16 protein-coding genes are annotated in these 23,794 nt (G+C 67.3%); 5 read left to right on the top strand and 11 right to left on the bottom strand.

The genetic code is table 11. The annotated features are described in order from the left end of the window. Window positions 1–46: 46 nt before the first annotated feature. The 3 genes from KY661_RS10195 to KY661_RS10185 form a co-directional block, all read right to left on the bottom strand. Window positions 47–1,537, bottom strand: a complete 1,491-nt coding sequence (locus tag KY661_RS10195; protein WP_225410019.1) for a hypothetical protein — start codon at window positions 1,535–1,537, stop codon at window positions 47–49. Beyond that, window positions 1,534–6,435, bottom strand: coding sequence for a hypothetical protein (locus KY661_RS10190; RefSeq protein ID WP_225410018.1), 4,902 nt, complete (start codon window positions 6,433–6,435; stop codon window positions 1,534–1,536). Before KY661_RS10190 ends, KY661_RS10195 begins: the two co-directional genes overlap by 4 nt. Before the next feature lie 398 nt (window positions 6,436–6,833). Then, window positions 6,834–8,243 (bottom strand): deoxyribodipyrimidine photo-lyase, encoded by a 1,410-nt coding sequence (locus tag KY661_RS10185; RefSeq protein WP_225410017.1) that lies wholly within the window; start codon window positions 8,241–8,243, stop codon window positions 6,834–6,836. A gap of 142 nt (window positions 8,244–8,385) precedes the next feature. On the opposite strand from KY661_RS10185, the gene purU reads away from it, so the two are divergent. Then, window positions 8,386–9,255 (top strand): formyltetrahydrofolate deformylase, encoded by an 870-nt coding sequence (purU, locus tag KY661_RS10180; protein WP_225410016.1) that lies wholly within the window; start codon window positions 8,386–8,388, stop codon window positions 9,253–9,255. 21 nt (window positions 9,256–9,276) lie between these two features. Here purU and KY661_RS10175 read toward each other — a convergent pair whose 3' ends face one another. The 3 genes from KY661_RS10175 to KY661_RS10155 form a co-directional block, all read right to left on the bottom strand. After that, window positions 9,277–9,759, bottom strand: a complete 483-nt coding sequence (locus KY661_RS10175) for a hypothetical protein (RefSeq protein WP_225410015.1) — start codon at window positions 9,757–9,759, stop codon at window positions 9,277–9,279. A 70-nt stretch (window positions 9,760–9,829) separates the two neighbouring features. Further along, a complete protein-coding gene (locus KY661_RS37225; protein ID WP_263436862.1) occupies window positions 9,830–12,763 on the bottom strand; it encodes a CHAT domain-containing protein in 2,934 nt (977 codons plus the stop codon). After that, the gene (locus tag KY661_RS10155; protein ID WP_225410014.1) at window positions 12,760–13,371 is read right to left on the bottom strand and encodes an RNA polymerase sigma factor; all 612 of its coding nucleotides are present in this window, start codon (window positions 13,369–13,371) and stop codon (window positions 12,760–12,762) included. Before KY661_RS10155 ends, KY661_RS37225 begins: the two co-directional genes overlap by 4 nt. A 202-nt stretch (window positions 13,372–13,573) precedes the next feature. On the opposite strand from KY661_RS10155, the gene KY661_RS10150 reads away from it, so the two are divergent. Further along, the gene (locus KY661_RS10150; RefSeq protein WP_225410013.1) at window positions 13,574–15,094 is read left to right on the top strand and encodes a peptidase M3; all 1,521 of its coding nucleotides are present in this window, start codon (window positions 13,574–13,576) and stop codon (window positions 15,092–15,094) included. A gap of 18 nt (window positions 15,095–15,112) precedes the next feature. On the opposite strand, the gene KY661_RS10145 is transcribed toward KY661_RS10150, so the two are convergent. From KY661_RS10145 to KY661_RS10135, 3 genes are all read right to left on the bottom strand, one after another. Beyond that, window positions 15,113–15,457, bottom strand: a complete 345-nt coding sequence (locus tag KY661_RS10145; protein WP_075005100.1) for a hypothetical protein — start codon at window positions 15,455–15,457, stop codon at window positions 15,113–15,115. A gap of 149 nt (window positions 15,458–15,606) precedes the next feature. Next, window positions 15,607–16,134 carry a hypothetical protein gene (locus KY661_RS10140; protein WP_225410012.1) on the bottom strand — a complete coding sequence of 176 codons (528 nt, stop codon included), beginning with the start codon at window positions 16,132–16,134 and terminating at the stop codon, window positions 15,607–15,609. Between the two features lie 138 nt (window positions 16,135–16,272). Beyond that, on the bottom strand, window positions 16,273–17,286 hold the full coding sequence (locus KY661_RS10135; RefSeq protein WP_075004548.1) for a hypothetical protein: 1,014 nt from the start codon (window positions 17,284–17,286) through the stop codon (window positions 16,273–16,275). Between the two features lie 98 nt (window positions 17,287–17,384). Between KY661_RS10135 and KY661_RS10130 the strand changes: the two genes are divergently transcribed. After that, window positions 17,385–18,194, top strand: a complete 810-nt coding sequence (locus KY661_RS10130; RefSeq protein ID WP_225410011.1) for a DUF2058 family protein — start codon at window positions 17,385–17,387, stop codon at window positions 18,192–18,194. 59 nt (window positions 18,195–18,253) lie between these two features. On the opposite strand, the gene KY661_RS10125 is transcribed toward KY661_RS10130, so the two are convergent. Further along, window positions 18,254–19,435: an acyl-CoA dehydrogenase family protein gene (locus tag KY661_RS10125; RefSeq protein WP_225410010.1), complete on the bottom strand. Its 1,182-nt coding sequence runs from the start codon at window positions 19,433–19,435 to the stop codon at window positions 18,254–18,256. A 73-nt stretch (window positions 19,436–19,508) separates the two neighbouring features. Here KY661_RS10125 and KY661_RS10120 point away from each other — a divergent pair, with 73 nt between their 5' ends. Then, on the top strand, window positions 19,509–20,270 hold the full coding sequence (locus KY661_RS10120) for an SDR family NAD(P)-dependent oxidoreductase (protein WP_225410009.1): 762 nt from the start codon (window positions 19,509–19,511) through the stop codon (window positions 20,268–20,270). Window positions 20,271–20,376: 106 nt separating this feature from the next. After that, window positions 20,377–21,867 (top strand): outer membrane protein assembly factor BamB family protein, encoded by a 1,491-nt coding sequence (locus KY661_RS10115; RefSeq protein WP_225410008.1) that lies wholly within the window; start codon window positions 20,377–20,379, stop codon window positions 21,865–21,867. Between the two features lie 7 nt (window positions 21,868–21,874). Here KY661_RS10115 and KY661_RS10110 read toward each other — a convergent pair whose 3' ends face one another. Beyond that, window positions 21,875–23,707 (bottom strand): methyl-accepting chemotaxis protein, encoded by a 1,833-nt coding sequence (locus KY661_RS10110; RefSeq protein ID WP_225410007.1) that lies wholly within the window; start codon window positions 23,705–23,707, stop codon window positions 21,875–21,877. Window positions 23,708–23,794 lie beyond the last annotated feature (87 nt).

Raw genomic sequence — 23,794 nt, 5'->3', positions numbered from 1 at the left:
AGATCGCACGATGCCGTAAATAGCGCGGTCCTACAATCCTAATAGATCACTTCCCGCAGGGGAGTCGGCTGAGTTCGACAGTCTCCCAGCAGATCTCGTGGAAGATGCATGTCCTACAGCACAGGTGCGATTCGATCTGTAGTACCTGACAGCGCGATCGCCGAAGGCCAAGGAGATCCGCGTGTTCGCAGTTTTGAAGGTCATCTGAAGTCGTGAAGCTATCAACAATATGCTCGAATCGTCCTTGCTCGCCCGCAGCACCGCGTTTCTTAGCGATCCGAAAGTTGTGGAAATCGCATTCTGGTCCCGCAGGGAGGGCCTCCTTGTAGAACCAGCTTTGGCCGGTGATCACCAAGAACTCATACTGTGCGTTGCGCTCTCCAGTCTGTCGAACTAGCTGAGGCCGGAGCGAAACTGTCGGAGCAAGAGCCACCGTCGAGCCAGGCTCCGGCGCAAACGAAGCCCCGAGTTCCGACTCTCGAATGTTGATGGGAAAATTGGATGTCGGCATCATCTGCAGGTCGCTTCGATTGAAAGCGTTCAGCACACGTCCTTGAAAAAGATTAGCTTTCGTTGTAAGGCCCGCGATAAAAGTGCGGAGCTGGCTAGCCTCTCGCGGCTCGAAGGCAGGGGTTGTGCTGTAGTCAACCACCGCGAACGCTCGACCGCCACTGATCAGCACAAGCGCAGGATAGACAACACGATGAGGGAATTCACTGCGCATCCCCCCTATCATTCGGGTCGCCACCACAACTCCTCTGTACGCTTGAGTCAATGACTCGGGCTTAAGCAACTGTAGCGCTTCTCCCAGTTTCATAGTCAGCGGGAGTGTATCGATAAGCCGGCGACGATCTAATAGACTATAGATTTCGCGGTGCCTCTCAAGAATTTCGTCTGGTGAAGTATAGCAGTGAATCTCGGTGGGGTCAGGACTTCCATCGTTGATGAATGCCGTTAAGGGATTCTTAAAGACAATCAGCCAACATCCGGCAGTAATCACGACTCGCTTAAGTGTCGAGCGATCCGCCTCGCTGAACGAAGCAACGTATGTGCGAAGATCCTTAAGCCAAACGATCCACTGCGCCAGAACACCGGGCTTGTCGCCGGTCTTCAGCTTGGCTAGTGCTTCACTGATCAATTCCGACATATGCCGGGCGCTGATGTTGTCTTCACGCGGCGGTCTAGCACTCACAGAATCCGCACCCTTCGCTTCGACGAGAAGGGTCGGTGCGCGTTGCCAACTGACACCTAAGTAATCAAAATAAAGTCGATCGCCGTTCTCGGCCCAGCTCCTCGCCTCCTCCTGCAACTGATTTGGGTTGTCTGGATTCCAGTCAAGAGCTCGCAGCATCGGATCGATTAGAAAGCGCCGTGTCGGCCGCTCAAGAAGTGCGTCGTCGTCGAGCGGAACGCGCAGACTCCCCGACTGGACGGCTGCAGCGTGCTTGGCCCTAATGACCTGCTCTTCGAGCTTAAACTGCGTGAAGGCAGTCCGCAGTGCTTTTTCAAAAGCAGTAATTCTATCCGCTTCGCTCATCGTAGCAGTTCCGGCAGTTCGAAGAGCAGCTTTAGAGCCTCGGGCCAACCTGCTGACGAGAACAGCTCCAAAATTTTAACAAGGGTACGACGGCGAGAGGCATCGTCGAAAATCGGACGGTGGTCGGCCAAATAACGTCGGACCAATTTCACCAAGCTACTCAAACCGAGTGCCTCGAACTGGTATCCACCTTCAGCAGCTGGCCCGAGGAGAACCTTAGCGATCCGATCGAACACCCCAGGAGGGTCGCCGTCTACGAGATAGGCGAGCAGTTCGACGAGATTGTGGACTGTCCGGGCTTGAGCGTGAGCGGCGATCTCATCAAGGACCATCGCATTGTCGGCCAAGAAACTCTGTTTGGCCTTGGAAGTGGCAAGGCCAAGCGCAGCTTCGCTCCTCTCTAGCGACTGAAATGCGCCTGAGCCAAAATAGAATTGACTGCAAACCTGACCGATCACATGATCGCCAGCCACATACAGTGGTCGCCAAACTTCGATCACTTCTTGCGAGGAGGAACCCAACAAATGTAGGCGAGCCTCATCAATAGCGCGGACGGATGCGCCAACGACGAGATCAAGCAGTTTGAGCGCTCTCTTCGCCATCTCAAGCTGTTCAGGCTTTGTAGTGTCCGAGTAGGGGAAGAAGAACACCTGTCGCAGGTCATGCAGCATCGGCACGATGTAAGCTTCGCCGTGACGTAAATCAGAGGCCCATCGCTCAATCCACTTCCAAGCAAGATTCTGGCTGCGAGCCACGTACAGGAATGCAACTAGGCGAGCGAACGCATCGCTCGCGTGAGGATGGCTTGCCCCCCGCACGTCTCGGAGGTCCCAATCGCGCGTGAGCAGCCGATCAAGAATTACCGCGCACTGTTCGGGCTCAGCGTACGACAGCACTCGCATGGAATCGCTGGCGAAGAATTGAAGCACGCCTCTATGCATCTCGCGATCGGCAACTTCGGCCGCTAGCGTCCACATTCGCTCTTTTGCGACGTCATACAGGGCACTTAGCCCTCGGGCGATCTGGAGCCGCACCGTGTGAGCAGAATCGCGTAGGCATGCGGCCATCCGGTCGACAATGTCGAACCGAGTTTCCGCGAACCTCGGCGCGAGAGCCACCAAGCTTGAGGCAGCATAGACTCGGACATCCCAGTTGCTCCAGCTCATCTCTTCGGGAGTATCCGTGCGCTCGGGATAGGGACTCGCCAACAGTCGATCGAGTAAATCCAGCAGGGCATCGAGTTGTGGTAACCCGTCGGATTCTGGCGAATAATCTTTGCTCTTGGCAAGCCGCTCGACGCCATTGCTGATCTCTCCCCAACTGGAATGGACAAGCTTTGGGTGGGGAGCCTGTTGAGCCCCTAAATCGAGGAGTTGAACAAGGGCTATGATGTCAGCCCATAGATTCACGAGGTAGGCTGTATCGGGAGCATCCGTGTGCTGCTTGAGACGGTCCTCAAGTTTGCGACTGGCAGTACGGATTTCGCGGTCAGGGCTTCGCTCAAGATTCGCCCCTTGAGTGCGCAGCAGGTTGTCGACGACATCTCTCGTTGAGCCCCATTCGATGCTCATTCTTTGGAGCGGCGGATTCCCAGTGAGCCTGCTAGACGCCTCCAGGTCGGACCGCCGAGCGCGCATCTCACGAGTTACAATTTGATCGCCAGGGGCAATTGAAAGAAACCGATTGAGAACTGAGGCCCACCAGTTGGCTTCTTGCTCGCTTGGGAAAAGGTCTGGCGCCAAAGCCTCTACCTCGAAAGCCGAACGACACTCAGGCGGCTGCCGTGGGTACGCAGCAGCCAGGAAAATCACCGCGTCGCGCGACAGGCCTTGGAGCGCCGTGAAGTGGGGATGCACGGCTAAGGGCCAGAGCATGTCATCCGCCACCTCGGGGCGTTGAGCAGCCATCCTGAGCAGGCGAGCCCATACGGACGCATTCGTGGGAAGAGCCAAGGCAGCCGCCACCGCCTCGCGGAAGGCTTCCCGCGGGCAGGTGCGGAGGAAGGTCACAAATGCGATCAGGGGCTCCTCTTCGTGGGTATCTGCCTCCCGCCAGTCATGGAGGGACAAGTTGTCGTCGATGACTTGGAGATCTTTTTCGCCGACTCTTAGGCGAGTGACCACCTGCGGATTGTCGTGGCCGTGCCGCTCTGCTGCGTCGAGTCCTTGGACGGCGCCGATCACCCCTGCAGTGCCAGCACCTGGGGACACTTCCAGAAAGGGCCCAAGCGCCTCGTTCAAGCGCCAACGAGCCTGCTCGTAATCCTGTCGGCGGGTGGAAGTCATCGCAAGAAGCCGACTCGGAGACCCGCCTAGCCATGTCTTTGCATCATCTGTCACCTCCCTCCCGAACAGTATCGTGTAGATCCGGGCGACAAAATTCGGGTCGTGCGGAATGATCGTTGTGACACCTTCTGCGAGCCAAGGCGCCTCCTGCGGCGCGTGCTCTTCGAAACGGTCGTCCAGAATGCGGCTCAAGAGTTTGCGCGAAGCGTCAGGATCCGTTCCGTAGGATTTTGCCACGAAGCGGATGCCCGCCGTGGTCAGAGCCGGGTGCTCCGAAGGAAGCGACCAAGCTGTGTCCAAGAGAGTCCGCGCAGCGCCACCAAATACAGTCAAGACGCTTGGATCCGTGCAGTCAGCCTGGTCCGCGAGAGTCAGTAACAGCACCCGGGACGCATCTACAATCCGTTCGATCTTTGTCGCAGCAGCGATGGATGCGACGTGGGCCCAGGCTTTGGCCGCCGACGCTGGGAGACCGCCCCTCTCAGCAGCAGCCATTCCAACAAACCGAGCCAGTTGGCCCACGAGCCGACCGACTGCTTCCGAAACCTTCCCAGACTCAATGAAGGAGCAAAGGTCATTGATGTCCGATGGTACATCGACATGCTCCGCAACGGTCCTAAGAACAATGCTCAGGATCACTGGATCCGGGACGGCCACCCCGGCGACATCTACGAGAAAGCGCCAAGTGGTCGGCCGTCCGTTGGGTTCCTTCCACATTTGCTCTAGAGCAAACCTCAGGGCCGGCCCGAGCATGAGCCCAATCGTCGAGTCTTGGGTGATTTGCACACGCAGGGCATCTGGATCATTCCACGAAAGGTAGAAACGGGCGGCGATGTGGTCGAAGAGCACATGGTGAGCAAAGGCCACGTTGTCACCGGCAGGATTCAGCACCCCGGCTTGACGCACTTCTTCCACCGCTTCATTCTCAATGTCCGTCGCTCGAACCGTGAGTCGTCTGTGGCGAACCATAACGGCCACTACAGCCTTTACGGCGAGGTGAAGGCGTTGATTCGGGAGCCGTCTATTCTCGTACTGGCGGATGAGTTCCGATTGGGTGGACACAGTACGGATAGATTGTGGATCCTCGCCGACACTCAATAACTCAGCAGCTAGAGAGAGATTGAAGATGTTGCGGAGCAGGTCTCTTAACTTGTCCGGCGCCGAGGCTACCAGTTCGCGAAGCCTTGGCGCTGCCGCAGCCACGGCCTCTACTTCTCCAGCGGAGAGCCTTGGCACGTGGAAATGCCGGATACCTCGGAGATCTTTTTCAGCGAAATTCAGGTTAGGAATCTCACCAGGCATGAGTTCCCGGAAACGACGGCCGTTGCGAAGGTCAAAGCTTCGGATGGATGCAACGATCGACCAGCGTGCGCCTAGGCTGCGAACCGCATCCTCAATGAACGATGCGATGACCGCCTCGGACGGACCGCCCCGCGAAGCGTCGAGAGCATCCACGATCAGCAAGCCAGGACTAGCGCCAGGCCAGGCTTTCAGAACGTCGATCAGCTCATGGCCCAGCCCGAGCTCATCGCGGAAGTCGCTCCGCTTGAGTAAGCCAGAGAATCGCTCAACGGATAGAAAGATGACCGGTCCCGGCGCTTTTTCCACTTGGTCCGCAAGTTGTAGCAAAACACCTGTCTTGCCGGCCCCCGGTTCTCCAGTGACAAGCAGGCTTCCGCTCTCCGCAGCCGCTCGGAGCGGGGCGAGACAGTCCCGTAGGATAGGGATTCCGTCATCAATCGGCAAGCTCTTGTGCTTGCGCAGGCGCTCTCGCTCTTCGTGGGAGTAGGTGAACAGTTTCTTGATGTCTTTGTCGAAACCTGGCGAGGAAACATCGACGTGCCCCGCAGAGCGGAGCCCACGTAACAAGCCCGTGCGGTCGATAGGCGCGCCAGTGCGCATGAATCGACGGCTGAGACCAAGGAGGGTATCTATCGGCCCTTCGCCGATGCCCTCGGAGCCATAGAGGCTCCGGCCAAGGAGTTGTGCGGTGGTACGCCAAGCCTCACTCGTGGTGTCCTCGGGAAACCGTCGGATCTGGAACAACCGCGCGAGTTCGACGAGATCACCTACATCAAGCGGCGTGTTCAGATCGTTAGGCCAAGCGGAGCGGACGTGGGTTTCGAACACCTGCAAGGCCCTTTGCGCTTCGGCAGTCGCTCGCGCATTCACCTCATCCCACACGCCACCATAGTCGAACAGGCGGCAAGCCGAATTCAGCGTATCGAGGGTTCGTGGCGCGTCTTCGGCGACCGCAAGCAGGGCACGAACGTGGCCATTAGGCGACGAACTATTCTTCTGGCGCGCATACAGAGCAACGACCTGAGCAAGCCCCTTCGCAAGAGGGGTACCAGACCCCACTGCCAGAGCTGGCCGTGTCTTGCACTGCACATAAATGGCCCCTCCGCCGTCAAGCCGAACGACGATGTCGTCAATAGCATCCCCGGTCTCGCATTGAAGTCCGGAGATCTTCAGGCCCGCCGACAGACCGAAGGTAGAACCGACAGGCACGTCAGCGAGCATCTGGACGGCGAACCAAGTCGCGACGGCAGCTTGGAAGGCCATGCCCGTTTCGGTAGCACGGCCGCCTGCAGTGTTGGCGCTCTCACTCATCTAGAGCATCCTAACATACCTTCTTCGTAAGCTCGCGGAGTACCTCGGGCCCTGGGGCGGGCAGGTTTTCTCCAGCAAGCGCATCGCACGGTGGCGCACAACCCTCAGCAACCGCACCACCTCGCCTTGAGATTTCCTACCAAAAATAAGGGCTGGGGCCGCCGCCCCGAGGGGAATGGCCCCTCAAATCTGATTTTTGTTAGGAACTCTTAGCCGACAACAGCGCAGCCTGCTTAGAGTTTTGCTTCCACCTTACTTTGGATTCGATTCCCGCTCCTCTTTGCGTGTTTTGTCTCACGGCCAGCAAAAGCGCCGGGATTGAAAGGCATTCGCGCAGCAAACGAACACATTCTTTTTCGTATTTACCAATGAAGGTACGCTGAGCGCTTAACAAATATTTAATCATCCTCGAACCACACCCCGGCCGCCTTCGCTTCTTCCACGAGTGCGTCCACCTTCGCGATATAGGCAGCCATGTCTGCCTTTCGCTCCAATCCCTTGGAGGACATGGAGCGCACGGTGCCGTAGACGGCGCGCGCGCCCCAGGGGCGGTCATGCAAGCCGAACACCCAGCCAATGTTGGTGAAGGAGTTCGCGTCGCGCCCATCCAGGAAGTACGTGTTGTTGAGCGTCAGCGCCGTCCGGTACGCCTCCTCGGGCGTCTTCCCCCACTCCAGGATCTTCTTCCCCCAGTACATGCGCATGGCGTTGTGCATGTAGCCCGTGTAACGCATCTCTCGCATCGCGGCGTTCCAGTACGGGTCATGCGTGCGTGCCTGTTCGAGCTGATCCTTCGTGTATTGGAAGGGGCGCTCGTCCCCCATGTGGGCCGCCAAGGTCTTGCGCGCCCAGGCCGGAAGGCAGGCATAGGAATCGTACTGAGGCGTGTACTCGGCGAAGTTCTGCGCCAATTCCCGCCGGACGATGAGTTCCTCCAGGAACGTGTCCCGCTGCGGCCGCAATGCCCGGGCCTCCCGGGCCGCGAGGGCAATCACCACCGGGCTGATCTGCCCGAAATGGAGGTACTTGCTCATGTGCGAGACGTGGTCCGTCTCGGGGTGCGGCCGGTTCTCCTGGTACTCGGGCAGGTGCCGGTTGAGGAACGTCCGCAACAGCCGGTTCGCCTCCCGCGTGCCCCCCCGGAAGCGGTGGTGCACCGGGGGTACCGAGCGGTCCAGCACCAGCTTCTTCAGCACCGCGTCCACATCCTCCAGGTTCACGCCCTTCACGCCGAGCTTCCGCGAGTCCACCTGGAGCGGCGTGGGCGCGAGCTTCACCAGGTACGTCTCCCAGAGCCGGTGAATCTTCGGCCGCAGGGTGCGCGCCGCATACTCCGCCTTGACCGAGGCCACCTCCACCGGCACCACCACGTCCGCCTCCACCTGCACCACCGGGCAGGGGGCCTTCTGGGCCACCTGCTCCCGCCACTGCTTCTGGTGCCGCAGGTAGCCCCGGTCACACACCACGAGCGCCGCGTTCCGCGCGAGCTTCAGCGCCACCTCGGGCAGCGCACCCCGTTGGAGCACGAAGGGAATTCCCCGCTCCGCCAGGGTCCGCTGGCAGTCCTGGAGCCCCTCCAAGAGGAAGCGGTAATGGCGAACGTTCGCCTCGGGGTAGTCATCCATCAGCCCGTAGCCCACGAGCAGTGGGAGCTTCGCCGCGTTCGCCTGCTGAACCGCGTACTCCAGGGCGGGGTTGTGCTCCGCGCGGGCGCTCTGCTGCATCCAATACAGCACGTACTCGCCGCCCTTCGCCGCGTGCGCGTTGAGCCTCTTGAGCCGGCCCTCCTCGACCTTCCTGCTCGCCATCTCGTCCCCCTGGGTCCGGGTGCCCTTCTCCGTTGCGCCGGACATGTCCCACAGAAGCCGTACGTCTGGGAGTCCGGCACGTCAGGGAAGCCAGTATGATGACCACTTCCGCACCCCACGGCCCGCATCCCCCCTGGCGCCCATGATTTCCCAATTCGAGACGACGGCCCGTTTGCTCATCACCTGCCCTGACCGCCCCGGCATCGTCTCGGCGGTCACCACGTTCCTGTACCACCATGGGGCCAACGTCACCGAGCTGGACCAGTACTCCACGGACCCCACCGGTGGCCGCTTCTTCATGCGCCTGGAATTCCAGACGCCCCACCTGGACGTGTCCCGGGCCACGCTGAAGCAAGCATTCGGGGATGTCGTGGGCCAGCGCTTCGAGATGGACTGGCGCCTCAGCTTCGCCGCCGACAAGCCCCGCATGGGCATCCTCGTCTCCAAGCATGACCATGCGCTGATGGACCTGCTCTGGCGCTGGCAGCGCGGAGAGCTCCGGGTGGACATCCCCCTGGTCATCTCCAACCACCCCGACCTCCGCGAGGCGGTGGAGCGCTTCGGGGTGCGCTTCGAGCACGTGCCGGTGGACGCGGCCACCCACGCGGAGTCGGAGGCCCGCATGCTGGCGCTCCTGGAGGGCCAGGCGGACTTCGTCGTGCTGGCGCGCTACATGCGCATCCTCTCGGCGGGGTTCGTGGCGCGCTACCCCCACCGCATCATCAACATCCACCACTCGTTCCTGCCGGCCTTCATCGGCGCCGACCCGTACAAGCAGGCGTATGAGCGGGGGGTGAAGCTCATCGGCGCCACGGCGCACTACGTGACGTCGGAGCTGGATCAGGGACCCATCATCGAGCAGGACACCGGCCGCGTGTCCCACCGCCAGGCGGTGCCCGAGCTGCGGCACCTCGGGAGGGATCTCGAGCGCCAGGTGCTGGCGCGCGCCGTGCGCTGGCATGCCGAGGACCGCATCATCGTCGACGGCAACAAGACCATCGTCTTCGCCTGAGCCCCCACGCCGGGCGCGCGGCTACCGCGCCCGGGGCACGTCCGAGGCGAACTGGCCGACGAGGAAGCCCTTCGCCGCCGGCACCTCGGCCTGGACCTGCTTCAGGGCCTCTTGAAGCTCCGCCTGGGGCACCTTCCACGAGCTCCGGAACTCGTCCCCCGGGTTGGGCGGGTTGGGCTTCGGCTTCTTCTCCGGCGCCACGGCAATCACATAGTCACCGGGGCTGGTGATGCGGTTGAAGGCCGCCGTGTTCTCGATTTCCTTCCCGGCCCGCAGCAGGACCACCTTCCGGGTGTCCCGGTAGAACCGGTAGGTCCCCACGCGCTGGCCCTTGTCGTTGGAGGCCACGACATCGAAGTAGGCCGGCTCGGCCGCCGGGGCGAGGGGGGTGGAGCGGGGCGCGTTCTGTCCAGAAGGCTCCCCCCGGGGCACCTGGGCCCGTTGAGGCTCTTTGGCCAGGGCCACCGTTGCCGTGAGCAGTGCCAGCAGAAGTCCGCGCTTCATTCCAAACCTCCAGGAGGTGTCCAAGGTGACGATTCTCCTCCTGTACGCCCCAGGCCAGCGTTATTTCCGGCTACTCGAACACCACCAGGTCCTCCACCCAACGCGTGGGCTTGGTCTGGAGCCAGGCCCGGCGCGTGTCCCGGAGCGCCTGGGCGGCCGTGGCCCCCGCGTCCACGCGTTCGAGCAGCTCCTGGAAGAAGGTGCCCACCTCGGCGTCCGGAACCTGGGAGGACGGGGCCACCACCGAGCGCGCGCCGGCCTGGATGAAGGCCGCGGGCAGGCTCCACACATCGTGGTAGCGCAGGGCCCCCACGTTCGCCTCGCACGCCGCCAGCAACACCAGGGGCGCGCCCCGGAGCGAGCGGCCCTGAAGGTCCGCCGCCGTCAGCGCGTAGCGGCCCCTGGCGCCCGGCGAGAGCGCGAGGAAGGACGCATCGGAGAAACCGGACCGGCTCAGGCCATGCGCGTGGAACTCCACCTGGGTGGCGTCGGTGAGCTCCGCCAGCACGGCCTCGGGGGTCGCGGAAGCGCCCCGCAGGTGGACCTCGCCCGGCTCCGGGGGGCGGTTCCAGGGCAGCAAGCGCGGCAGGCCCAGGGAGGCCGGAGGCTCCACGTCCGACACGACCACGTGCTTGAAGGAGGTTCCCACCGCCGGGGCATTCGTCCCCCGGACCTTGGGGGCCAGGTAGCTCCAAGCCCGGTCCGGTCCCAGCAGCCCCGGCCGTCCTTGCAGGAGCGGCTCCGCGAGCACCCGCACCGTGTCACAGCCTTCGAGCACCGCCTGGAGCGCGGCGGGGACGGGAGGCACCGCCTCGTGCAGGGAGCGGGTGAGCCCCTCGCGGTATTCGCCCCGGGTCTCGCCCTGGGGGCCCTTCGCCACGAAGAGGATCCGCTCGTCCTGCCCGGCCAGGGCCAGCAGGCATGTGGACGGCGCGGTCCGTTCGAGCTCGGCCGAGAGCAGGGCGATGGCCTCATCGAACGCTCCGGCCTTGCCCGCGTCCCGCACCAGGGCCTGGTAGCTGTGGGACCAGGCCTTGCGTGCCTCGATGTCCGTTTCCCTGCGCTTCTCCGCCCCGGCGATGACGTCGCGGAGGATGCGCTGGCCCCCGGTGCGATCCGTCTCGATGAGGATGCGGCCCGCGAGGTGCTCCAGCAGCAGGCGCTGGTCCGGTTCGAGCGAAGCGTCCTGGCGCAGCAGGCGGATCCGGTCCTCGGCCTGTGCCCGCTCAGCTCCGGTGGCGCCAAACCGGAGCAGGTCTCCGTAGACGGCGATCTCGAACAGTGTCGGGGCCGCGGGGCACGCCTGGGCCTGGGCCAGCTCGTGCCGCGCTGCCTGCGCATCCAGCGCCTCCACGGCCAGCAGGGCCCGGAAGTGGTGGTACTCCGCGCGCCGGTCACAGTCCTCCGGGGCGCGCTGAAGGTACTCGTCCAGGTAGGCCCGGGCCAGCGCGGGGGCGTGGCTCAACCGGGCGCTCGTCACCAGGTCGAACACGAGCAGGTCCTCGTGGAACCAGTCATCGGTCCTGCGGGCCGCCTCCAGCGCCGCGCGCGCCACCTGCATGGCCTCCCGGCGGCGGTCCAGCCGGTTGTAGAGGGTGCTCAGCTCTTCCTGGAGCGCGATGCTCCGGTAGTCCAGCCCCGCCCGGCGGGAGTCCTCCACGGCCTCCTGGAGGCGCTGCTCGGCCGCCGTGCCCGCGCCCCGCGCCATCTCCTCCAGGGCCTGGGCCTTCACCAGCGGCCCCCGGTACCAGAGCACGTCGTCCGAAGCCTGGACGAGCCGCTCCACCTCGGCGAGGTGCTGGCGCTCCGCCCCCATCAGGAGGATGGCCCCCAGGAGCAGGTCCTGCTCGCCCGAGCGCCGGAGCCGCTCCAGGTACGCCGCCTTCTCCCCATCCGACAGCGCCCCCGGGTCCGCCAGCAGCGTGCGGTACGTCTCCGCCAGGGGTGCCCGCCGCGTGAAGTCCGCCTGGGCGATGCGCTGGACGGAGGCGGAGGCCGTGCGCGTCCGGGACACCTGGTCCAGCGACTGGGCCAGGGGCAGCAGCGCGAGCACCTGCTCCCGCGACGCCGCAGTCCGGAGCGCATGGTAGAGGTACAGCCGCACCCGGCCTGGGTTGCGCGGCACCATCGCGGCGGGCATGGGCGTGCCCTGCAACGCCAGCGCCTGCCCCGCTTCCGTCAAGGCGCTCCACGCCTTCTGGCGGGCCTCCGCGCTGGCCCGAAGCCCTCCGGCGAGCCGCTTCGCCTCCTCGCTCCAGCCCGGCTCGGCCGTGTCCGCCACGCGCTGGAACTCGACGGAGGCGGCCAGCTCCAGGGCCATGGCCCGCAGCACCACGCCCCGGTTCCAGTGCACCCGCGGGCTCCGCGGCGCTGACGTCAGCGCGTGCTCCAGCAGCCCCAGGGCGCGCTCGGCATCTCCCCGCCCCAGCGCCGCCAGCGCACGGTCACTGTCCGCCTCTGGGGAGGCGGGCACCCGGTCCAGGAACTGCTCCGCGCGCTCGAACTCACCGGCGAGCAGGTACGCCGTCGCCACGCCGTGGAAGTCCCCCCGGTCCTCGAGTTCCGCCAGGCGGCGGTGGTCCAGCGCCGCCCGGTCCGCCGAGCCGCTTCGCATCGTGGCCAGGGGACGGTAGCGCCCCGCGCCCGGGTAGCTGAGCCAGCCCTCCAGGGGCCGTGTCCCGGCATGGGCCAGCAGCAGGGGATCCTCGGGAGACGTCCGCAGTCCACGCACCGCCAGGACGCCGAGCAGGACCACGGCCACGGCCCCCACGGCATACGGCAAGGCGCGGGTCCGCCGCCGGGCCCGGACGGGTTGAAAGGGCGCGCGGGTCTTCTGCCGGGCGTGCTCCCCGGCGGCCTGCACGGCGGTGCTCGCCTGCACCTGATCCATCAGCCCCACCTGGCATTCCTCGCAGCCGGACAGGTGCTTCTGGAAGGCCTCCGCCTCCGCGGGGGACAGCTCCCCATCCACGAAGGCGGCCAACTGCTCGCAGGAAGACGTCATCGTCCGCCCTCCGGGCCCGCCTGCTTCAGGAGCAGCGCCTTGAGCTTCTTGCGCGCCCGGAAGAGCCGGGTGCCCACCGTCATCGGGGCGATGCCCAGGCGCTGGCCAATCTGCGCGTACGAGAGCCCTTCCATGTCCTTCAACCGCACCACGTCCCGGAACTCCTGGGGCAACAGCTCCACCGCGCGCCAGACATCGTCCAGCGTATAGCCGCCCCAGGCTTCCGCGGGCTCGTCCTCCTCGCGCGGCCGGTCCAGCGCCTCGGTGAACTCCTGCTCGGGGTGGCGCTTGTCGTGCCGGCACAGGTCGAGAAAGCGCCGGACGAGGATGGAGGCCAACCACGGCAGCGGGGGCGCATTCCGGTCGTACGTGTGGAAGGCCCGGAAGGCCCGCTCGTAGGTGTCCTGCAGGAGGTCCGTGGCATCCGATGGGTTCCGGCCCCGGCACAGAAAGCGCGCCCGCTCCTCCAGCTTCACCTGGCAGCTGGCCACCACCCGCTGGAACTCCGCCGCATCCCCCACCACCGGGGCCGCGGCGCGAGGGCCTTCGGTAGCCTCGGGCTCCCGGTCCCGCTTCCGGGAGCGGGAGAATCGGAACGGGAACTCCACAGTCCCGCTACTTGGCACAGAGGGGACCCATCGCGAAAGGGGTTCCAGGGCCTCCCTCGCTTGCATGGTGTCCTCCCTCGTTCGTCGGGCCCTTCCCTTCCGGTACGCCGGAGCAGGGGACTATTCCGGAGCATTTTCCGGAGGACTTTTCCTTCCCGCCTCCCTTCCCCGGGGGCCGCTTCCTGTTAGCGTCCGCCCGCCTATGGACCGTCCCGTGCACTCCGTGCGTGCGAGGTTGGACGACTTTCTCGCCGAGTTGGCCAACCTCCACTACCGCTACGGCGCGGGCCTCTCGCCAGAGTTGCCCGTCGCCCCCCTCCACGCCTCCTTCCCCGAGCTGTCCGCGGAGGACTCCTTCGCCGCCGCCACGGAGGCGCTGGAGAAGGTCCGCGCCAAGGGCGAGCCCCTCGGGGTGCGCCGCCTGCAGCTCCTGCGCGAGCTCATCGCCGGGCAGGCCGAGGAGGCCCTCGCCGCGCGCGACGTGGAGGCCATCGCGCGGCTGGAGGCCCAGGCGTGCCTGACCGTCAATGACCAGACGCTCTCCTTCGGGGAGGCACTTGCCCAGCTCCCCCACGAGCCCAACCGGGGCCGCCGGGCCCTGCTGGAGCGGGCCGTGGGCAACTTCCTCTGGGGCGAGAAGGGCCGGTACGGCGCGCGGCGCGAGGCGGCGCTCCGGACCGCCGAGCACCTCGGCGCCAAGGACTACCCCACCCTGCGAGAGGACGTGTCCGGCATTGCCTTGAACAAGCTCGTCGAGGCGGCGAACCAGACGCTCCGGGCCACGGAGGATGCCTACCGCGACGTGCTCGGCTACGTGCTGCACAAGGTGGAGCCCACCCTGGACCCGCTGCCTGGCGGGGATGCCCGGCGGCATGACTTGCAAGCGGGGCTACAGGCCCCGTGGTTGGACCCCCTCTTCCTGCGCGAGAGCCTCACCCCCGCGGTGATGCGCTGGCTGAACGAGTGGAACCTGCCGCCCACGGCCCAGGGGCGCATCCGCATCGACGATGAGCCGCGGCCCGGCAAGGCGCGCCGCCCCTTCGTGGCCGCGGTGCGCGTGCCCGGCGAGGTGCGCCTGGTGCTCCAGCCCCGCGGGGGCCTGGGGGCCCTGGGAGACTTGCTCCACGAGTCCGGCCACGCCCAGCACCTGGCCCACGTGGGCGAGGCGCTGCCCCTGGAGCTGCGCCGGCTGGGGGATGCCTCGGTGACCGAGGCCTTCGCGGCCCTCACGGAGCGGCTGCTGCTCTCCCCCGAGTGGCTCAAGCGCTACCTGCAGTTGCCCACCGCGCTGGCGAAGGATGTGGCGCGCATCGCCGCCTTCCAGGCCCTGGCGGTGCTGCGGCGGCACTGCGCGAAGCTCTCCTACGAGGTGTCCCTGTTCACGCGCGGCCCCTCGGAGGAGCGGGCCGAGGAGTACGCGGCCGGCCAGCGCCGGGCGCTCTTCGTCGAGCCCCACCCGGGCTTCTTCCTCTTCGACGTGGACCCGCAGCTCTACTCGGCGCGCTACTTGAGGGCCTGGGCCCTGGAGACGCGGCTGACGGGCTGGCTCATGGAGCGCTTCAACGAGGACTTCTGGCGCAACCCCTCCGCCAGCACGTGGCTCAAAGGGCTGTTCGCCCGGGGCGGCACCGACGACGCGGAGACGCTCGCCCAGGAGATTTCAGGCACACCGCTGGCCCTGCCCGAGGCGGGAGCCCGCCTCGTGACCATCCTCAACCAGTAGTGGCCGCGGCGCGAGGGGCTACTTCTTCTTGCGCAGCGCGCGGACGATCTTTTCCTTCGCCGCGTTCTTCACCGGCTCCTTTGCGGGCGCGGCGGCCTTCGGCGGGCTCTTGCTCGCCGTCTTCGTCTGGCCGGTGCGCGCGCGCATCGCCTTCATGAGCTGCATCTCGATGACGAGCAGCTCGTCGGCCAGCTCCTCGTTGTTACCCGCGGCGCGAGGCAGGGGAGCACGCGTGCTCGGAGCGCCAACGCCATGGCGCATCCGCAGCACCTTCTCCTCTTCGGCGGTCAGCGTGCGCGCCTTCTCCAGCGCCGTTTTGACCTCCTTCGTCGTGACCGTGCTACTACCGACCTTGCGCTCCATCTGTGCTCCCTTGAAGTGGCCCCCACTGAACATCCGCGCATGTCAGACGCGTCCGGGCCGCAACCGTTGGGGATTCTAGAAGACGCAAGAGGACCGTCAAATTTTCTCCCAACATCTTGCTGCGCCGCTGTAGCGCCTGGGGTGGCGCGCTACAGGCGGACGCCCATTCCCAGGAACACCGAGGACATGCCCTGGCGCTCCCCGGACAGCGGCTCCGGCTGGGCCGAGAAGTTCTGATAGTAGGCTTCCGCGCTGAGAAAGAAACGCTCTTGCAGGCCGAATTCTAGGCCTCCGCTCAATTCCAGCCCCACCAGCAACCCGGGGTGGCCCTCCTGCCGCGACACGGCCCGCACGTGGGGAATCAGGAAGCTGGCCCCCAGCCCCAGGGACGGCCGCAGGCGCGATTCCCGGAATGGTGTCAAACGGACACTCAAGGGGGTGGCCGTGGTGAGCACCCGGCTGGAGGCCACGTGTCCGCCCACCTCCACGAGGGCCTCGTCCCGGCGGTAGGACCAGCCCAGCTCCACGCTGTAGCCCGCCGCCTTGCCGTCCGCGGCCTGCGTCAGCAGGAAGCCCCCCACCGGGGAAAAGGTGAGCGCCAGGCTGTGGGCGCGGCCCGCCCACGCAGGCCCCGCCAGTCCCAGGACGAACACCCAGCACACCCACGCACGGCGCATGGGCCCTGTCCTCAGCAAGGCTGGGGCCACGGCCAGCGCAAGGATTTCAGAGGGTTACGAGTGCTGGAAACGGAACACCAGGCCGGGGAAGGACACGGCGGTCAGGGTCGCCGGGCCACCCCTCCCCTGCCCGCCCGCCTACTCGTCCACCGGGTCCGCGGGCTCCGCGGCGCCGGGGGTGCCCGCGTCCGCCTTGTTGCGCTCGATGCCGAAGCGGTCCAGGGCGTCGGCGATGCCCTGGGGCTTGTCGGCGTCGGGCAGGAAGTTCTCGGGCGGCTGGAGCTGGGGGTCCTGGCCGATGGCCGACATGTCGGAGTTCAGCGACACGCGCAGCTCCGCGCCCTCGGCCCCCTTGCCCGGGGGCACCACCAGGTGGCCATTGAGGCGCACCTTGAGGACCACGGACGTGGAGGCATCCACCAGCACCTCGCCCACCAGGGACTGGGGCACCCGGTGCTCGAAGAACGCCAGCCGGCGGCGGGTCGTCTCGTCCCGGCCGCCCTTGGGCTCCAGCAGCGCGGGCAGGTTGGAGGGGGCGGTGGCCTCGCCCGCCGCGCCCAGCGTCACGTCATAGCGCCACGCGGTGCGGCCCTCGTACGTCACCGTGCCCTGGGGGGAGAGCTGCATGCGGCCCTGGAAGAGGCTGTCCACGTCGCGGATGGCGCCGGTCAGCTCCGTGCGGGTGCGCTCGGCCATGCCCCGGTCGCGCAGGCGCTGGCGGAAGGTGCCGTAGCGGTTGCGGGCGAACACCTTGCCCCCGACCCGCATCACCTCCAGGCCCTGGTCCCGGCTGTTCTCCAGCACACCATGAAAGTCGCCGCTGACCCCGCCCGGGCCCGCCACGAACGTGCGCGTCTCGGAAATCTTCACCGGGGGCGCCGCGCCGTTGGTCCACTCGTAGGAGACGGTGGCCTTGTAGGTGTGGGGCCCCAGGCGCTCGGTCACCTCCGCCGCGTCCATGCCGAGGATGCGCCGGGCCACGTGGGGGTTGTCGGCCACGTCCTCCGGGGGGAGCTTCTCGGCGGCCGAGGCCACCACCTTCGGAGGGTCCTCGGCCGAGAAGATGCGCGCCTTGGCGGCCTTGTCGACGGGGTCGGAACAGGCGGACAGCGCCAGGGCGGCAACGAGTACGGACCTCTTCAAACGGCTCACGGCTCCTCCGGCGGGCGGGCGGCGCAAGTTACGTGGCGTGTACAGACGCGGCAAGCGCCCCTTGCGCCCGGCTGTGCAAGGGATAGAACGCCGGACCCATGCAGAACCTGCGCGACAAACTCCTGAAAGCAGGCCTCGTATCCGAGGATCAGGCCAAAAAAGCAGAGACGAGCGCTCCGGCCCCCCGCCGCCCGCCCCCTGTCCAGCCGCAGCGCGCCGAAGGTGGGCCGCCGCGCCGGGACGAGCGGCCGCCGCGAAGGGACGACCGGCCGCCCCGCCGGGATGACCGGCCCCCGCGAAGGGACGACGAGCGTCCGCCCCGGCGGGATGCCAGCCGTCCGCCGCCGGGCCGCCCCGCGCCCACCGCCGCCGCCGCCGCCGAGCGGCCGATTCCCAAGCTGCCGCCGATGCCGGGCTCCAAGGCCTACCAGCGCATCGAGTCAAAGAAGCAGGCCGAGCTGGACAAGGCCCTGCGCGAGCTGGTGCAGGGCGCCCAGGTGCCCTCCGAGACCGGCGAGACGACGTTCTACTTCATGACGCGCAAGGGCAAGCTGCGCCGCATGGAGCTCAGCCCCTCCCAGGCCAAGCAGCTGGAGGACGGCGTGCTCGCGGTGGTGGAGCGCCCCGAGCCGGCGCAGATCGAGCACTCGCTGGTGCCCGCCGCCACCGCGGAGCAGATGTTCGCGCTCTCCAAGAAGTCGGTGCGCTTCCTCAACCGCAAGGAGAGCCCCATCGGCTTCATGAGCGATGAGGACGTCAAGACGCAGCAGGCCGCCGAGGCCGCGGGCACCGCGCCGGAGATTCCGGACGAGCCCGAGGCCGGCGAGGAGGCCGCCGAAGGCGCCGCGTCCCCCGCCGAGGAGAGCCCGGAGGCCGGCAACGGCCCCTCGGAGCCTCAGGCCTCGTAGCCCTCTCCGCCTCAGGCCCCCTCCTTCCCGGGAGGGGGCTTTCCGGGCAGGGGGTTTCTTCAGTTGAAGGCGTCGAGGCCGGTGATGGCCTTGCCCAGCACCAGCGTGTGCACCTCGTGGGTGCCCTCGTAGGTGAAGACGCTCTCCAGGTTGAGCATGTGCCGGATGGGCGGGTACGCGTCGGTGACGCCGTTGGCGCCGTACACCCCGCGCGCCGTGCGGGCGATCTCCAGCGCGGCCTTCACGTTGTTGCGCTTGGCCAGGCTCACCATCACGGGCGTCGCCTTGCCCGCGTCCTTGAGCCGCGCCAGCCGCAGGGACAGGAGCTGCGCCTTGACGATCTCCTGGAGCATGTCCGCCAGCTTCTCCTGGGTGAGCTGGTAGCCGGCGATGGACTTGCCGTCGAACTGCTTGCGCGAGAGCGCGTACTCGCGCGCCCCCTCGAAGCAGGCGATGGCGGCCCCCGTCACCGCGAAGGCGATGCCCAGGCGCGCGTTGTTGAGGCAGGACAGGGGCCCGCGCAGCCCCGTCACCTTCGGCAGCACGTTGCGCTCCGGCACCCGCACGTCCTGGAAGGACAGCTCGCTCGTCACCGAGGCGCGCAGCGAGAACTTGCCGGGAATCTCCCGCGCGCTGAAGCCTGGCATCCCCTTCTCCACGAGGAAGCCACGCACGGACTCGGCGCCGCCCTCCTCCGTCTTGGCCCACACCACCGCCACGTCCGCGATGGCGCCGTTGGTAATCCACGCCTTGGCGCCATTGAGCACCCAGGTGTCCCCGTCCTTCACCGCCCGGGTGCGCATGCCGCCCGGGTTGGAGCCGAAGTCCGGCTCGGTGAGGCCAAAGCAGCCGATGAGGCGCCCCTGGGCCATGCCCGGCAGGAAGCGCTCCTTCTGCTCGTCGCTGCCATAGGCGTGGATGGGGAACATGCACAGCGAGCCCTGCACCGAGGCGAAGGAGCGCAGGCCCGAGTCCCCCCGCTCCAGCTCCTGGAGGATGAGGCCGTAGCTCACCGTGTTCATCCCCGCGCAGCCGTAGCCCTGGAGGTTGGCGCCCAGCACGCCCATCTCCGCCAGCCCCGGGATGAGGTGCGCGGGAAATGTCCCCTCGCGGAAGTGGTGGCCGATGATGGGCAGCACCTCCCTGTCCACGAAGCGGGCCACGGTGTCGCGGGCCGCCTTCTCCTCGTCCGTCAGCAGCTCCTCCAGCAGGAGCAGATCCGTTATCTCCGCGCGCGGCATGGGGATTCCTCGGGTGGGCGGGATGCACGGGCTTGTACCCCTTCCCGGGCCGCTCTGGCTATCGTGCCGCCCCATGACGACTCCCAAGAAGACGGCAGTGGTGACCGGCGCCAGCCGGGGCATTGGCCGGGAAGTGGCGCTGGCGTTCATCCGCGAGGGGTACGAGGTGTGGGCCCTGGCCCGCTCCGCCGAAGCCCTGGAAGGCCTGCGCAAGGAGGCCGGTGAGGCCCTGCGCCCGCTCGCGGTGGACGTGGCGAACGAGGGGGCCGTGCTGGAGGCCTGCCGCACGGTGCTCCAGGCCGGGACGCCGCGCGTGCTGGTGAACAACGCGGGCATCACCCTGTCCGCGCCGCTGACGAAGACGCGCACCGAGGACCTGAACAAGGTGATGGCCGTGAACGTGACGGCGCCCTTCATCTTCTGCCGCGAGCTGATTCCCCCCATGGTGGCCGCCGGCGGCGGGCGCGTCATCAGCATCGGCTCCATCACGGCGACGCGCGGGGCCCGGTACACCTCCGCCTACTGCGCCTCGAAGCACGCCCTGCTCGGCATGACGCGGGCGCTGGCGGTGGAGTACGCGCGCAAGGGCGTGACGGTGAACCAGGTGAACCCGGGCTGGGTGGAGACCGACATGTTCTCCGCCGCCGTGGGCAGCATCACCCAGGCCACCGGCCGCACCCAGGAGCAGGCGCGCGAGGCGCTCGCGGGGATGAACGCCATGGGCCGCATCATCCTGCCGCAGGAGGTGGCCGCCGTGTGCCTCTTCCTGGCCTCGGAGTCGGCGGGTGGCATCACCGGGGCCGCCTACGCCATCGACGGGGGCGAGCCGGGCTGAACACCAGCAGCCCACCAGTGAAGCGCTCGCTCCGTCCCCTGAGCGTTGCGCGGGAATATCCCGATGATCAGCCTCTCGCATCACCTTGAAGGGCGAGAGGCGTGTCATGCGATGGACCTGGAGCGTGGTGGCGGTGGGACTCTGTGCGGTGGCGGGATGTGGCCCGGAGGCAGTGGGCACGGCCCCTGCCGGGAGCCCCCCGGAGCCAGTCGCTGCATCCGAGGCCCCTCCGGCGCCCATCGCCCCCGGCGAGGAGACGGAAACCAACGCCGCCCCCACCTGCTCGGGCCCCGAGGGAACGGCAGCGCTCGCCTGGTCCTACGTGCCCCGCGATGACCGCGCGCTGGAGTTCACGGGGACGATGGATGCCGAGGGCAACCTCTACGCCACGGAGTGCCCCCGGTATGGGGAGGGCCCCATCGAGGAGCGCACCTGCGAGCTGCTCTCGCTCGGCCGGGACGGGAGCCTCCGCTACCGGCAGCCTCTGTCCGGCACGGAGTACGTCCACGTGGACCTCAGCTCCGGCGGGCGGCTCTACGGGACATTGAATGGGGCCACCGCGCGCGTCTCGGCGCTGGCGGCGGCGGACGGCAGCGTCCTGTGGACCACGCCCCTGCCGCCCCTGCTCGATGCGGACTGCCAGTGGGCCTGGGTCTCCGCCCCCGTGCTCACGCCGTCCCACCTGGTGGTCGCCGTACACGCCACGGGCGAGCGGACGGCCTGCAACGCCCTGATTGCGCTGGACGCGGCCACGGGCGCGGTGGCCTGGCAGCTCAACGCCCCCGAGCGCCTGTCCCAGCCCATCGCCGATGCGCAGGGCCACCTCTATACGTCCACCTACAACTGGGGCCAGGAGCAGACCGAGCTGCTGTCCTATACGGACGGGGGAACCCAGCGGTGGCGCCAGACGCGCGCGGGCCACCGGGAGCCCGTCGCCGTCAGCAACGGCACGCTGCTGCTCTCCACCGAGGAGCTCGCCGACGCCGGCACCGGGGGCTTCCTGGCCACGCTCGGCACCACCGGCATCTCCCACTCCCGCTCGGAGGGCGAGCTTCCCTTTGGCCCCTATCCGCACGGCAACGTGGCGCTCGGCGGCAAGGCGCTGCTGGCGCTCGCGGACGGCCGGTGCACCGGGGCCTCCTGCCCCACCGAGCCCCACGTGAGCGGCCAGTTCTTCTATGGCGTGGATGTGGCGAGCGGCGCGCTGCGCTGGACGCTGCCCGTGGGAGACTCGCCTTCCGCGCCCCTGCTCACCGACCGGAGCACGCTCTTGCTGGTGGACCGCCCCGTGCCCGAGGACTGTGACTTCGGCTGCAAGGGGCCCGACTCGTACTTCGACTCGTACGTGCACGAGTTCTCCCAGGAGGGAGAAGAGCGCATCTCCTGCAAGCTCCAGGGCCAGGCGCCGTTCGTGACGCCCCCCGCGCTCCACCAGGGCCGCCTGTTCCTGGGCGCCTACCTCAACTGGGACTCGGACAACGACGGCACCCCGTTCCTCGGCATCCACGCCTACGAGCTGGGCGCGGCCATGGGCCCCGCGCGCTCGGGCTGGGTCACCGAGGGGGGCGGCAACGGCCGCGAGGGCCAGCCGCAGTAACCCCGCCTCAGAGCTTGTACTGGCCCACGATGGAGCCCACCTCGCGGGAGGCCAGGGAGAGCTTCGAGGCGGCCTGCTCCGTGGCGGTCAGGCGCGTCACGGTCTCCTGGGAGAGCATCGACAAGTCCCGCAGGGCCTCGAAAATCTGCGCGATGCCGGCATCCTGCTGGCTCACCGTCTCGGCGATCTCCCGGACGGCGAGCCCGTTGTCGTGAATGAGGGTGGCCAGGGCCCGGAGGCTCTCGCCCGTGGCCCGCACCTGGGCAAGCCCTCCCTCCACCTCGCGCGCGCCGCTCTCGCTGGTGTGCACGGTGGCGGCGATGGCCCGGCTGATGTCGGTGAGGATCTCCTGCACCCGCCCCGTGGCCTCGGCGGACTGGTCCGCCAGGGAGCGGATTTCCCGGGCCACCACGCCGAAGCCCTTGCCGTGCTCGCCGCTGCGCACCGCCTCGATGGCGGCATTGAGCGCCAGCATGTTGGACTGGTCGGCCAGGTCCTTCACCGTCTGGGTAATCCCGCCAATCTGCGCGGTGCGCTGCTGGAGCTCCTGGCTGGTGCGGGCGATCTGATCCACCTGCTCCCGGATGTGCGTGAGCCCGCCCACGCTGCTCTCCAGCGAGTGCTCGCCGGCGCTGCCCAGGGAGTCCGCCTGCTCGGCCACCTGGAGAATCGTCTGCGCCCGCAGGGCCGCTGCCTGGGAGCTGCGCTGGAGCTCCTGCGCCGTCACCTGCGTCTCGTAGAGCGCAGCGACCTGCCGCGTGGCCGTGCGGTTCTGCTCCGAGGCCTCATGGGAGAGCTGGGTGGCGGCGCTCTCCAGCTGCGCGGAGGCGGCACGCAGCGCGAGCAGCACGTCCCGCAGCCGCTGCATCATCTGCTGGAATGACGTGGCCAGCTCGCCAATCTCGTCCCGCGAGTTCACCTCCAGCGTGCCCCGGAAGTCCCCCTCGGCCACCACGCGCGCCGTGGCGGCGGTGAGCTGCCGCAAGGGCTCCGTCACTCGCCGCGCCATGAGGAAAGCCACCGCGCCGGCAATCAGCGCGCACGCCGCCCCCAGCCCCACGAGCCCCAGCTGGGTGGCGTGGAAGCGGGCGTAGTCCTCCTCCGCGCGGCGCACGAGCACCAGCCGCAGCCCCTCGCCCACCTCCACCTGGGCCGCGAGCACCCGCACCCCGCCCAGCATCAGGAAGCGGCGGAAGTTGCCCGAGGAGGGCAGCACCGGCAGCACGTCCTGGGGCTTCACCGAGTGCAGCCCCCGGGCGTTCATGCTCCGGCCCATGAGCAGCATCATCTCCGTGCCGCGCTGCTCCTGGAACCGCTGCACCGGCCCCTCGTCCAGGCGGATGCCCAGCAGGAGATAGCCCACGAGGCGCCCACCCACCTCCACCGGCGTGCTCACGCTCCAGTAGGGAATGTCCTCCGCCAGGAGCAGGCCGGTGCGCCCGCGCAGCTCGCGCACGGGGGGCACCGTTGGCATCTCGCCCGTGAGGCTGCCCGCCCGCACCTTCCCGGCAGGATCGATGAGCAGCAGCAGGTCCACGCCCAGCAACGCGCGCTGCTCACTGGCGATGTCCTGGATCGCGGCGGCCTCCGCTCCGGGGCCCTCGAACACCGAGCGCACCGCGCTCCGGGTCACGATGCCCCGGGACGCCGCGGCCAGCACCCGCCCCTCCTGCTCCAGGAGCCCCCGCCAACTGGAGATGTCCTGCTCCATGTCCCGGGCGAGCCCCTCTTCGAGGCTCTTGCGCAGCGACAAGGCCACCATCGCCACGCTGCCGAATGTCAGAACGAACACCACGAGCAAAAACGCGGCGGTCACCCGGGCTGCGAGGCTGAGCTTCATGCGCGATGGGGCCAGAAAGAGGACAGGGCAGAACGGTGGCTAAACCCAGTCTACCCTGTCTTCATGGAATTTGGCCCAGGGGGGGGA

The organism is Allostigmatella hybrida (assembly GCF_020103775.1).
GTDB lineage: Bacteria > Myxococcota > Myxococcia > Myxococcales > Myxococcaceae > Hyalangium > Hyalangium aurantiaca.
This window is presented reverse-complemented; position numbering and strand designations above follow the sequence as displayed.

Bases quoted from the DNA above. Each gene is read 5' to 3' on its own strand.
- KY661_RS10195 (WP_225410019.1), bottom strand. From the start codon at position 1,537: ATGAGCGAAGCGGATAGAATTACTGCTTTTGAAAAAGCACTGCGGACT.
- KY661_RS10190 (WP_225410018.1), bottom strand. From the start codon at position 6,435: ATGAGTGAGAGCGCCAACACTGCAGGCGGCCGTGCTACCGAAACGGGC.
- KY661_RS10185 (WP_225410017.1), bottom strand. From the start codon at position 8,243: ATGGCGAGCAGGAAGGTCGAGGAGGGCCGGCTCAAGAGGCTCAACGCG.
- purU (WP_225410016.1), top strand. From the start codon at position 8,386: ATGATTTCCCAATTCGAGACGACGGCCCGTTTGCTCATCACCTGCCCT.
- KY661_RS10175 (WP_225410015.1), bottom strand. From the start codon at position 9,759: ATGAAGCGCGGACTTCTGCTGGCACTGCTCACGGCAACGGTGGCCCTG.
- KY661_RS37225 (WP_263436862.1), bottom strand. From the start codon at position 12,763: ATGACGTCTTCCTGCGAGCAGTTGGCCGCCTTCGTGGATGGGGAGCTG.
- KY661_RS10150 (WP_225410013.1), top strand. From the start codon at position 13,574: ATGGACCGTCCCGTGCACTCCGTGCGTGCGAGGTTGGACGACTTTCTC.
- KY661_RS10145 (WP_075005100.1), bottom strand. From the start codon at position 15,457: ATGGAGCGCAAGGTCGGTAGTAGCACGGTCACGACGAAGGAGGTCAAA.
- KY661_RS10140 (WP_225410012.1), bottom strand. From the start codon at position 16,134: ATGCGCCGTGCGTGGGTGTGCTGGGTGTTCGTCCTGGGACTGGCGGGG.
- KY661_RS10130 (WP_225410011.1), top strand. From the start codon at position 17,385: ATGCAGAACCTGCGCGACAAACTCCTGAAAGCAGGCCTCGTATCCGAG.
- KY661_RS10125 (WP_225410010.1), bottom strand. From the start codon at position 19,435: ATGCCGCGCGCGGAGATAACGGATCTGCTCCTGCTGGAGGAGCTGCTG.
- KY661_RS10120 (WP_225410009.1), top strand. From the start codon at position 19,509: ATGACGACTCCCAAGAAGACGGCAGTGGTGACCGGCGCCAGCCGGGGC.
- KY661_RS10115 (WP_225410008.1), top strand. From the start codon at position 20,377: ATGCGATGGACCTGGAGCGTGGTGGCGGTGGGACTCTGTGCGGTGGCG.
- KY661_RS10110 (WP_225410007.1), bottom strand. From the start codon at position 23,707: ATGAAGCTCAGCCTCGCAGCCCGGGTGACCGCCGCGTTTTTGCTCGTG.